Source organism: Acidovorax sp. GW821-FHT10A04 (assembly GCF_059415825.1).
Window position 1 is genome coordinate 67001 of record NZ_JBWKNZ010000003.1, and the last position, 11192, is coordinate 78192.

Annotated in this window: 11 protein-coding genes; all 11 read right to left on the reverse strand. The window is 60.5% G+C overall.

Going from position 1 to position 11192, the window contains the following annotated elements; genetic code table 11:
* Positions 1 to 18 precede the first annotated feature (18 nt).
* The 11 genes from AC07PF_RS08035 to AC07PF_RS08085 all read right to left on the reverse strand — a co-directional run bounded on the left by AC07PF_RS08035 (position 19) and on the right by AC07PF_RS08085 (position 11184).
* Entirely contained in the window at positions 19 to 1203 is a 1185-nt protein-coding gene (locus AC07PF_RS08035) for a flagellar basal body P-ring protein FlgI (RefSeq protein ID WP_494611461.1), read from the reverse strand.
* Positions 1167 to 1766: a flagellar basal body L-ring protein FlgH gene (locus AC07PF_RS08040; protein ID WP_494611462.1), complete on the reverse strand. Its 600-nt coding sequence runs from the start codon at positions 1764 to 1766 to the stop codon at positions 1167 to 1169. The genes AC07PF_RS08035 and AC07PF_RS08040 overlap by 37 nt, the downstream gene beginning before the upstream one ends.
* The gene (gene flgA, locus AC07PF_RS08045; protein ID WP_494611463.1) at positions 1763 to 2800 is read right to left on the reverse strand and encodes a flagellar basal body P-ring formation chaperone FlgA; all 1038 of its coding nucleotides are present in this window, start codon (positions 2798 to 2800) and stop codon (positions 1763 to 1765) included. The genes AC07PF_RS08040 and flgA overlap by 4 nt, the downstream gene beginning before the upstream one ends.
* Positions 2797 to 3591 (reverse strand): flagellar basal-body rod protein FlgG, encoded by a 795-nt coding sequence (gene flgG / locus AC07PF_RS08050; protein ID WP_494611464.1) that lies wholly within the window; start codon positions 3589 to 3591, stop codon positions 2797 to 2799. The genes flgA and flgG overlap by 4 nt, the downstream gene beginning before the upstream one ends.
* A 53-nt stretch (positions 3592 to 3644) precedes the next feature.
* The gene (locus AC07PF_RS08055; protein WP_494611465.1) at positions 3645 to 4436 is read right to left on the reverse strand and encodes a flagellar hook-basal body protein; all 792 of its coding nucleotides are present in this window, start codon (positions 4434 to 4436) and stop codon (positions 3645 to 3647) included.
* Positions 4437 to 4477: 41 nt separating this feature from the next.
* Entirely contained in the window at positions 4478 to 6574 is a 2097-nt protein-coding gene (flhA, locus tag AC07PF_RS08060; protein WP_494611466.1) for a flagellar biosynthesis protein FlhA, read from the reverse strand.
* Positions 6571 to 7665, reverse strand: a complete 1095-nt coding sequence (locus tag AC07PF_RS08065) for an EscU/YscU/HrcU family type III secretion system export apparatus switch protein (protein ID WP_494611467.1) — start codon at positions 7663 to 7665, stop codon at positions 6571 to 6573. The genes flhA and AC07PF_RS08065 overlap by 4 nt, the downstream gene beginning before the upstream one ends.
* Entirely contained in the window at positions 7665 to 8528 is an 864-nt protein-coding gene (fliR, locus tag AC07PF_RS08070; RefSeq protein WP_494611468.1) for a flagellar biosynthetic protein FliR, read from the reverse strand. The genes AC07PF_RS08065 and fliR overlap by 1 nt, the downstream gene beginning before the upstream one ends.
* Positions 8529 to 8541: 13 nt before the next feature.
* Positions 8542 to 8808 (reverse strand): flagellar biosynthetic protein FliQ, encoded by a 267-nt coding sequence (locus AC07PF_RS08075; RefSeq protein ID WP_494611469.1) that lies wholly within the window; start codon positions 8806 to 8808, stop codon positions 8542 to 8544.
* 596 nt (positions 8809 to 9404) lie between these two features.
* A complete protein-coding gene (locus tag AC07PF_RS08080) occupies positions 9405 to 10631 on the reverse strand; it encodes a glycosyltransferase (protein WP_494611470.1) in 1227 nt (408 codons plus the stop codon).
* An 82-nt stretch (positions 10632 to 10713) separates the two neighbouring features.
* Positions 10714 to 11184, reverse strand: coding sequence for an SMI1/KNR4 family protein (locus AC07PF_RS08085; protein WP_494611471.1), 471 nt, complete (start codon positions 11182 to 11184; stop codon positions 10714 to 10716).
* Positions 11185 to 11192 lie beyond the last annotated feature (8 nt).

Consider the following 11192-nt stretch of genomic DNA (forward strand, 5'->3'; position numbering starts at 1 on the left):
AGTCTTTTGGAGGAACGGTTACTGGACGATGAGCTCTGCGTGCAACGCACCGGCGGTCTTTATGGCCCGCAGGATGGAAATGATGTCGCGCGTGGGTGTCTTCATCCGCGCAAGCGACTGGACCAGGTCGGACACAGTGGTTCCGCCAGTGACAAAACCGGCGCCGGCGTTCTGCTCGTCCACATCCACCCGCGTGTTAGTGACCAGGGCCGTGCGCACACCATCGCCCGCATTGCCAATGAACACGGGCTGGGATGCGGCCACTTCGTTGCGGATCGACACCTTGATGTCGCCGTGGGACACGGCCACCTTAGAGATGCGCACATCGCCTCCGGAAACCACGGTGCCTGTGCGTTCGTTGAGCACTACCTTGGCACGGCGGTCGGGTTCCACCATGACGGACTCCAGCCTGGCCACGAACGAGACCACCTGGCGACGTTGGTCTTCCGGCACGTACACCTCGATACCGGAAGCATCACGAGCCTGGGCCAGTCCGGCTCCCAGTCGCACGTTGATGGCGTCGGCCACACGGTTCGCGGTGGTGTAGTCTGGCTCGCTCAGCACGAAGGTCATGCGTGAGTTCTCCAAGAGCACCTGAGACTTCACGCCCACTTCCACGGTGGCGCCGCTCGGCACCGAGCCAACGGTGGGATGATTTTTCTGAACCACGTTGCCGTTGGCGTCGTAGCGGTATCCGCCCACAGAAAGCGGTCCCTGGGCCAGCGCATAGATGCGGCCATTGACGGCCTTCAGGGGTGTGAGCATCAGGCTGCCGCCGACCAGGCTGCGCGCGTCTCCCACGGATGTCACGGTGATATCGAGCGTGTCACCCTCGCGAGAGAATGGGGACAGGGCAGCACTGACCATCACCACGGCGACGTTGCGGCTCTGGATCTGGTCCGGTGCGATGTTCAGATTGAACTGCGACATGGCGTTGGACAGCGCCTGCCGCGCGCTGCGGTTGGACGGGGAGTCACCCGTGCCAGCCAGGCCGGTCACGATGCCCGTGCCGACCAAGGCGTTTTCGCGCCAGCCCTGCAGCTTGCCCAGATCCTTGACGCGCACGGGTTGTGCATTGGCATTGCCCAGCAGCAGCGTCATGCCGATGACGAAGCCACCGAACAGAGCACCCAGGCGGCCTGTTGAAATACGACTGCGCATGCTGTTCAAAGCCCCATCGAATCGAGCAGGTTGCGCCACCATGGCCTGCGGTTGCGCTCGGCGATATCGCCGTCACCCACGTAGCTGATCTTTGCGTCGGCCAAACGTGTGGACAGCACGATGTTTCCATCGGAGATGTCCAGAGGCCTTACGCGTCCCTCCAGAGTGACCTTCTGTGGCTCCTGGTTGACGGTGAGCACTTGCTCGCCTGCCACCCTTAGGTCGCCATTGGGAAGGACCTCTCGCACGGAAACGGTCAACGTAGCCAGGACCCGGTTCGTGCGCTGCGTGCGCCCACCGCCATCGAAATCACCGCCCACCGACAATCCCATCTGGGAAGCAGTCCCAGAACGATGCGACAGCTCGGTCGAAATCCCGTTCTTGCGGCGCGTTCCGGTGTCCGCACTGGTCGAGGCGCTTGAGTTCTCGAACACTTGCACGGTGAGCATGTCGCCCACGCGGAATGCCTTGTTGTCGCCTGTCAGCGAGCGGAAGTTCTGCTCCTGGTAGAGGCTCTCGGCGCTTGCTGGCACGTGCATCAGCGCGAACGCGGCCAAGAGCGAGGCCAATCCACGCACTGCGATGGAAAGTTTGCGCGTGTTCATTGCTGCAGCTCCAATTGCCCGGGCGCGACCACTTTGGCCATGACAGGGGCAGTTCCATTGCTGGCGCGAACGCGCACCACCTGGCCGATCTCGCCGGCTTGCAGGACTTCGACCTTGCTCTCCAGTGACACCAAGCCGCTTTGCGCGATCATGGTCACGCGGTCGCCACGCGATACGGCAGATGCAGTACGGACCCGCTCGGGCGTGAGCACTTCTCCAGCCTTCACCGCCGTGCGGGTCTGCGGCTGTGCCAGCACCGGCTGGGCCGCGGTCAAAGGCGGGAAAAGTTCGGAACCATGGCGACCAAGAAGATGCGCAACATCGGTCTGTTCCCGGACCGTGTCCTGAGTGCCGATGGCTTCACCCGAGCGCATCCAACGTGCCGCGATGGGTGCCTGCGTGTAGACACTCACTTCGAACCGCACGGGAACAGCTTTCACATGGCGCTGGCCGGCGAAGATATCGATCCACACGAGCATGCGCTTGCCCGGTGCCACAGCAGACAGCGGTCGTACCCGGAACTCAGACTCTCCTTCGGGAACAAAGACGCTAGTGGGTAAGGAGACCGGGGTCAGCTCTACCCGAGCTTCCTCCAACCCCTTAGCGCGTGCCACGGCAGACAGGTAGTTCCGCAGGGCTGGCTCTGCCACTGCGACCAGGGCCTCGCCGGCCATTTCGCGCGCTGCACTTTGCACCACAGTAGTGCCTGTGCCCTCCCACTGAATCCTCTCCGGCGAAACGCCGAGCCGGGTGGTGATCCAGGCAGCGAGACGCTCTTTGTCCAGGACGGTGCTGTCGCCTGCGCGTGGTGCCATTCCGATGGGCAGCACCACGGCGCGACGCAGCAGATGCAGATCCGTGCTGCTCAGGTACGCGATCTCGCCCAGGGCAACCTGTGATTGCGACACGCTTGCGGAGGGCCGCATCTCCACCCGCAGCGTTGCAGCCGTCCCTTGCGCGTGCAGCACGAACGGCGCTAGACCCAGGAGCATCGTTGCCAGACCGGGCTCGATGAACTTGCCGAGCAGTTTCATCGACGCAGTCCGTTGACCATGCCCATGATGTCGTCGGCCGCTTGAACAACTTTGACGTTTGCCTCGTAGGTGCGCTGGGCAACCATCAGATTGACCATCTCCTCGACCATCTTGACGTTGGAACCCTCGAGGTAGCCCTGCGCAAACGTGCCGATTCCGTCTTCGCCAGGGCGGGCAGAAATCGCTTCACCCGACGCCACACTGCTGCGGTAGAGGTTGTCCCCCTGCGCCGTCAAGCCCTGCGGGCTGGTGAAGCGCACGAGATCGAGCTTGCCGATTTCCGTCAGCGAGCTCTGATCCGCAATGCGCACCTGCACCCGCCCGTCGGGGGACACGGTGAGGTCCTGTGCGCCATCGGGCATGCTGATGCCGGGCTTGAGTGCGTATCCCGCCTGCGTCGCGAGGTGACCGTCCTTGTTCACCTTCAGGGTGCCGCCACGCGTATAGGCGGACGATCCGTCGGGCATCAGCACTTCCATGAAGCCATCACCCTGCACCGTGACATCCAGCGCCGAATCCGTCTTCTTGAGATCGCCCGCATCGAAGATCTTGGACAGGCTCGCAACACTGACGCCAGCGCCTGCCCGCAGGCCGGGGGCCAGCAAGCCCGCTTCGGCATTGGCCTGGATGGACGCCAGGCGGGTCGGATCCTTGGCCACCAGGTCGGAAAATCCGATCCGGCCCTTCTTGAATCCGGTGGTATTCACGTTGGCGAGGTTGTTCGCGATCGTGTCGACGTTGAGCTGCTGTGCCTGCATGCCAGTGGCACCGATGTAGAGGGCGTCAAACATGGAATTCCCGAGGAAAAAAGAGAGATACCTGGAGGGGGATGAATGTGGACAGCTCAGGAAAGCTCACCGAGCTTGCGCACGGCCTGCCCGGTCATGTCGTCGTAGCCCAACGCAACCTTCTGCATGGACTCGAAGTGGCGCATGGTCTGCATGAGCTGCACCATCTCCTGCATGGAGTTGACGTTCGAGTTCTCCAGAAAACCTTGACGGATCTGGATGTCCGATTCCTTCACCGCTGCGAACGAGCCGTCTGCCGAGAACAAACCCTCGCCCAGGCGCTGCATGGACTTGGTGTCCTCTGGCTGAAGCACCTTGATCTGGGCAACTGGCGTCGTGCTGTCCATCGTGCCCGTGCGCGACTCAAAGACATTGCCGGCTGCATCGATGAACGGACGATCGCCGTTCAGGTTGATCTCGCCGCCTTTGCCCATGACGGGATGCCCTTGGGCGGATACCAGGCGCCCACGGGCGTCAACCCGAAACGCTCCCTGGCGGGTGTAAGCGGGGCCGGCTTCGGTCATGACCTCAAAGTAGCCAGGTCCTGCCAGCGCCACGTCCAGGCTCTGCCCCGTGGACTTGAGCGTGCCAGGGCGCATGTCGGTCTGCGCCAGCATCGATGACATCTTCAGCGAAGGCATCGCCGCTACGGCCGCTCCAGAAGGCTGCGCCTGCATGCCCTCCACCACCGCAGAAAACGCCTGTGCGGCAATTCCCATGGGTTGGCTTGCCAGCACTTCGCGCTGGTAGCCCGTCGTCAGGGCATTGGCGAGGTTGGTGCCAACGCGGTCGAGCTTTTGCATGTCGGTGTGCATGGACTGCAAAGCGAGGGCGAGAACTTCTTGCATGGCGGGGTTGGATGTGGAAAGTAGCGAAGTGGCGTGGATCGTCAGAGACTCACTACGGCGTAGGACTTCAATTCAATGGTGTGCGGAATCTCAGCCATGGACAGCACACGCAGGTGTGGCATGACCCGCTCGGACAATGAACGCACATGACGACGCAGCTCTGGCGCACACAGCAGTACGGGCAGCATGTTGCCCTTCATCATTCGTTCGGCTTGTTGCATCAGCTTGACCATCAACTGCTCAGCCATCTTGGGCTCCAGAACGAATGAGCTTGGGGCTGCGTTGCTGCCTTCCGCGCCAGCGGCCTGGGCTGTCTGGACGCTGTGCAGGAACTGGCTTTCCACGACCGGATCCAGCGTGAGCACATGAAGTGCCGTGGAGTCGCCCAACAGGCCTTGGCAAATGGCGTGGCCCAGTCGCAGGCGCACCAGCTCGGTGAGGTAGTTCGCATCCTTGGACTGGCGCCCTGCATCCGCAAGGGTTTCCAGGATGGCTTCGATGTGGCGGATCGAGACCTTTTCGCGCAACAGGTTTTGCAGAACCTTCTGCACGTCACTGACGGACAGGACCGTGGGAATCAATTCCTCCACCAGGCTGGCGTGCTGCGCACGCACCCGGGCAAGCAGCTTGTCGGTCTCTGCGCGCGTGAGCAGCGCCGCTGACTCGCGGCGCAGGACTTCAGTCAGGTGCGTCATGAAAACGGTAGGCGCATCCACAAGGGTGAACTTGGCCGCCATGGCCGCCCCGCGCTGCTCTTCCTCGATCCACAGGGCCGGCAGGCCATAGGTCGGATCGCGTGTCGGTTGGCCCGCCAGGCCGTCGGTCTTGCCAGACGGGTGGATCGCGAGGATTCGGTCAACTCGCGCATCGCCGCGGCCGCAGATCACGCCATCCAGATGGATCTCGTACCGGTCTGCACCCAAACGAACCGCATCCTTGAAGCGTACGCGCGGCAGAACGAACCCCAGTTCCTGGGCGTGCTGCTTGCGAAAGGTGACGATCCGCTCCATGAAAGCACTGCCTGGCTGGTTCACGAGCGCGGCCCACTGGCTTCCCACGTGGATCTCGATGGGCTCTACCTGCAGGGCCGCATAGGGGTCCTCCGCGTTTTCTTCCGATCCGGCTTGCGCAGCGCCATCACCATCCGCTGTTTCTGCATTGGCGGTGGTGGTCGCTTGGGCCTTGACGGTTCGGTACACAAACCAGGCCACCGCCCCGACAAACGTGATCAGGGCCATCGTCGGCAGCATCGGGATGCCCGGGAGCAGGAGCAGCCCGGACAAGGCCGCGCCGACAAGCAACAGAGTCTTGGGGAACGAGGTGATCTGGCGCAGCACCTCCTGGCTCAGGTTGCCGTCCGATGCCGAGCGGGTCACGATGATGCCGGTGGCCACTGCAATGATGAGCGCTGGCACCTGCGTCACGATGCCATCGCCGATGGTCAGCAGCGAGTACGTGCGCAATGCCTGGTCCCAGGGCATCTTGTGCTGCAAGATACCGATCACCAGGCCACCCACGATGTTGATCAGCAGGATGATGATCCCGGCGATCGCATCACCCTTCACGAACTTGCTGGCCCCGTCCATCGCGCCGTAGAAGCCAGCTTCCTTCTCAATGTTTTTGCGGCGGCGCTGTGCTTCTTCCTGATCGATAAAGCCCATGTTCAGGTCGGCATCGATGCTCATCTGCTGGCCGGGCATGCTGTCCAGTGTGAAACGTGCCGCCACTTCGGAGATGCGCTGGGCGCCGTTGGTCACCACCACGTACTGCACAACGATCAGGATCAGAAAGACGATCAGGCCGATCACGTAGTTGCCGCCCACCACGTAGGCGCCGATGGCCCCGATCACCTGCCCGGCATCGCCGTCCGAAAGGATCAGGCGCGTGGCCGCCACGTTGAGCGACAAGCGAAACAGTGTCGCGATGAGCAGCAACGACGGAAATGTCGAGAATTCCACCGGCCGCGCCATGTAGAACGTCAGCAGCAGGATCAGGAAAGCGAAACTGAAATTCGTGAGGATCAGGAAGTCCAGCAGCGGGCTCGGGATGGGCGCAAAGAGCACCACCAGCACGCCCATCACCACGAGCACCATGGCGACGTCGCTGTGCTTGCCAAAGAAGCGTTGAAGCGCGTTCATGCTGCCGTCCCTGCGCGTGCGCCCTGTGCATTGCGGTCGCGCATTGCAAAAACCCAAACGATGATCCGCGCTACTTCCACGAACATATGAGGCGGCACGTAGTGCTCGAGCTCCAACTCCTTGAACAGCTTGCGCGCGAGGCTAGGGCTGCGCACAACCGGGATGTTGTGCCGTGCCGCCACTTGGCGCATGACCGCGGCCAGGTGTCCTGCGCCCTTGGCGATGACCTGTGGCGAGTCCATCTCGCCGTGGACGTAGCGCAGCGCTACCGCCACATGTGTAGGGTTGGTCAGCACGACGTCCGCGTTCTTGGTTTGCTGCAAGGATTGGCTGCGTTTGCGTGCCTCGTTGCGCAGTTCACGCATGCGAGCGCGAATGCGCGGATCCCCGTCCCGGTTCTTGGCCTCGTCCTTGATTTCGCGCTTGCTCATGCGCATCCGCTTGGCGAACTCACGCTTGGTGAACAGCAAATCCGCGAGCGCGATCAAACCAAGAATCAATGCCATCTTCAAGCCCAGGCTCGCCATATCCCCCAAAAGGGTGTGCACGTAGCCCAACGGAGAAAGACCGGACAGGTTGTAGAACTGTGGGGCGAGCGCCGTCAGCGCGTAGTACGCGGTGACGATCAGCAGCGCAAGCTTTACGCAAGCCCGTGCCGCATCGAACAGCGTACGCATCGAGAACACCTTCTTGAACCCGTTGACCGGGTTGAGGCGCGTGATGTCGGCAATGATCGGATCGAACGAGAAAATGATGCCCGTCTGCAGCACGTTGGCCAGGACCGCGGCGAGCACGATCGTGATGAGAAACGGCGCGAGCCAGATGAAGGTGACCTTCAGCGCCCCCTCGATCAGCGGCCACAGACTTGCTCCGCCCGGATCGAGCTGCCAACTCTTGAGCAGCAGTTTCTGGTCGAACTGGAACTGCGCCAGCACGGTTTCCCAGCCGCGTGAGCTCAGATACACGACGGCCACGATGAACACCACTGCGGACACTACATCCGCGCTCTTGGAGACCTGGCCTTTCTCTCGGGCCTTCTCCAGCTTGTAGGGTGTTGCCGCTTCTTCGCGATCAAGGTCTTGCTCGGCCATCAGCGGGTCCCTCCCTGGTCGGGAGCGGCGCGGCTTGGCTCTGCTGCTGCAGCTGCGAGGAACATCGACGCCCAGGTGTCATAGATGCTGGCGTACACCCGGTTCATGGCTCCGCCCATTCCTGCGAACCACAAGGACAGGACCGCGAATCCGACGACGATCTTGGTCGGTATGCCAAGAACGAGCATGTTGATTTGTGGAAGGTTGCGCGAGACCACGCCCAATGCCAGTTCCACCATCAGGATGCAGAACACCACAGGGGCAGCCAGTGCGAACCCCAGGCTGAACAGGCCGCCGGCCTGCTTGAGCACAGAGCCCGCCACGGCTTCGGCCGACCACGGTGCGCCCAAGGGGAAAGCCTCTACGCTGTAAGCCAGCGCGCGCAAGAGAGCGTGGTGCCCGTCCACCAGGAAGAACACCAGCACCGCCGCGTAGTTGAAGGTGGAAACGAGCAGCGCCGATGGTCGCTGGCTCACAGGATCGAACACCTGGGCAAGACCGAATCCGATCTGAACATCGAGCAGATTACCTGCCATGGAAAATGCAGCGAAAGCCACCAGAACACCCAGCGCCAAGGTGGCGCCCAGTGCCATCTCCACAAGCGCCGCCTGGATCCACTGGCCGGCGCCGTCCACCGAGATGCCCACCGGCTTTTGCAATCCTGCCGCAATGGTGACAGCCAGCGCAAGCACCACGATCGCTCTGACCCTCGCGGGGATAGGCATGGCGTACAGAACCGGAGTCATGGCAAGAACAGTGGCGATGCGCAAGGACAGCAGGAAGACCGGAGCCAGCAGGACCATGGGGCGTGTTTCACCGCGCAGCGCGGAGAACACCAATGCATCCAGAGAGCCGGCAGCCATGGCAGACAAATGCTCAGAACATGCTGGGGATGCCGACCCACAGCTGGGTGGCGAACTGCGCGAGCTTTTTGAGCATCCATGGCCCAAAAATGATGATGGCCGCGGCCGCCATGACCAGCTTTGGCACGAAGGTGAGCGACATTTCCTGCACCTGCGTCATCACTTGCAGCACGCTGATCAACAAGCCGACCAACATGGTCAGCCCGAGCACGGGCAGGCAGACGATGAGCCCTGTCCAGAACAGGTCCGAAAGCATCTTCAACGCAAGATCCGCATTCATACAAGCACCAACTCTCAATAGCACGCGCGCATGGCTGCGCCGCAAGGCGGCGCGCGCCAAGAAAAACAAAAATTGGTACTGGAAAGACGCCCCTCAGCTATTCATGCTGTTATTGAGTGGACGCCCGGCATTCCCCATGAAGCACACCCCCACCCGAGGTGTTGCCGCTTCAACTCCCATCCCTACTGACCCTCATTTTTTCTTGCCGCAAACACTACAAAGCCGAAAGCACACAGCGTTGCTCTCCTCATCGGCGTGCAGCGCTCCCACAGAGCAATACACACGCGCTGAGACTTTTTAGTACTGATACGACAAAGGCCACCAGGGTGCACAGCGGTTCTTCTTCAAACGCGCTGAACAGCTACCCGGCCGATGTGCCGTAGGCGAGTCTACTTTGGTTTTTGCGTTTTCACACACATTGCACAGAACCGTTACGACTTTGCAAATTTCCAACAACGCAATGTGAACTTACCAACTAGTAAGCAGGACACGTTACGCAGAGGTAAGGCAGCGATATCCGACAATGGTGCAATTGATTCACTCGTCCTGTCACGAGCCAACGGCTGAGCAAACGTTGCCTCCAACTCGCTACCAAGTCATCGCAAGGGCCTGCCGTGGCGAGCAACGTCCTCGAGCAACTGGGCCATCTTGGGCACGCACAGGCGCTTCTGATCAAACCCATCTACGATCGTGGCCCGCGCATTGGCCCGCAGCCTGCGCATTGCGTCCCGCTTCTGCAACGCATGCGCAAGCGTGGTGGCGATGTTGTTCACGTCGAAGTAGTCCACCAACAAGCCATTGCGGCCGTGCTGGATCAACTCGCGCACCGGTGCCGTGTCCGAGCCAACCACCAGGCAGCCTGCGCTCATGGCTTCGGTCATTGACCATGAGAGCACGAACGGAACACTCAGGTAGGCGTGTGCAGTGGAAATCTGCAGCAGCTTGATGTGATCAGCAAACGACTGGCGTCCGACAAAATGCGTGCGCTGTGGATCGAGGCGAACTTTGTCCAGCAGATGGCTCTTCCATGAACCGCCGTCCGCCGGGCCTTTGCCATAGCTGACGCCATCACCGCCTTCGATCACGACCTGGACATGGGGGCGCGTGTTCTGAAGAATTTCAGCTGCAAGAAGGAACCGGTCAAACCCGCGCTGCGGCTCCAGGTTGCGCGCAACGAAGGTAACCACCTCATCCTGGGCGGTCAACGTCTGACCGTTGGGCAGCTTTAACTGGGCGTGCTCATCGGGGCGCACCACGTCGGTGTCAATGCCATCGTGGATTACCGAGATCCGGTGTTGCGAATCGACGGGGTGCAGGTCCTTTTGCCATTGGGTTGGGCTCACTCCCCAGTCCATGGCTTCCAGCCCGAGCGACAGTCCAGCATTGCGCGCACGCAGGTTCATCTCCTGCATCGCAGAACCCCCGCCCGAGAAACCGTAGTCGCTACCGCGCGAGCGGTAGTAGAACTCGCAGTAGTGCAGCAAAGGCACTTCGGGGAACACGTCCTTGGCGAACAGCGACTCACCCCATCCCGGGTGCGCAGCAATCACATCGGGCTGGAAGCCCTCTGTCTTCAGAAGTTGGAGGATGGAGGCCACTGCCCGGCCGTGGGCCAGAAAGCTTTCGAATGAACTCAGCGCCACGTGGCCCCCGAACTCGTCGTAGCGGCTGCCCAAGTGGTATGTGCGGTGATCCACCCCAATTGAAGCGAGTCGCTTGCGCTTGCCAATCACAACAATGCGATGGGTTTTCTCAGCGGCCAGATGGGCAATGATGTGTCGCCACTGGCCCGGCATGTTCTGGTGAATAAAAACGAAGTTCATGCGGGGCATCTGATTGGAGCGATATTAATGCCCAGACATAATTACCCCACCTGAATCAACAGTACCAAAAAAATCACCCCAACTACGACATCCAAGTCTTATCAGGTTTCGTAAAAAATGCATCCTGATAACTTGACACTGCATTAAAGAAAAAAGAAATAAACGATTCACTTACAACCACCGGAGCGATATCGCCATCATTTAATACATATACTTTTCTATCATCACCCTCGCACAAAAAATAGTGAAAAGAGCCACCTTGATACGCCGAGAAGAAAAACGCACCGACCCCAGGTCTATAACGAATATCAAATTCCTCTGCAACTTCGTCAAATTCCTTGTTTAAACTGAGGAAGTTGGGGTAGAAAATATCAATATCCCTACCAAACAGCCCTGCACGACGACCGCACTGAGCCAAAAACTCCTTGTAGTCGTTGGGCAGCGAAATCGAGCGTTCGCGCTCGATTTCCTTTATTTCTTCGTCTGTCAGTCCAATTATTTCAGACTCCTCGGCCAGTCCTGCCTCCACTAACCACTTGATATATTTCTTCATGGAACTAC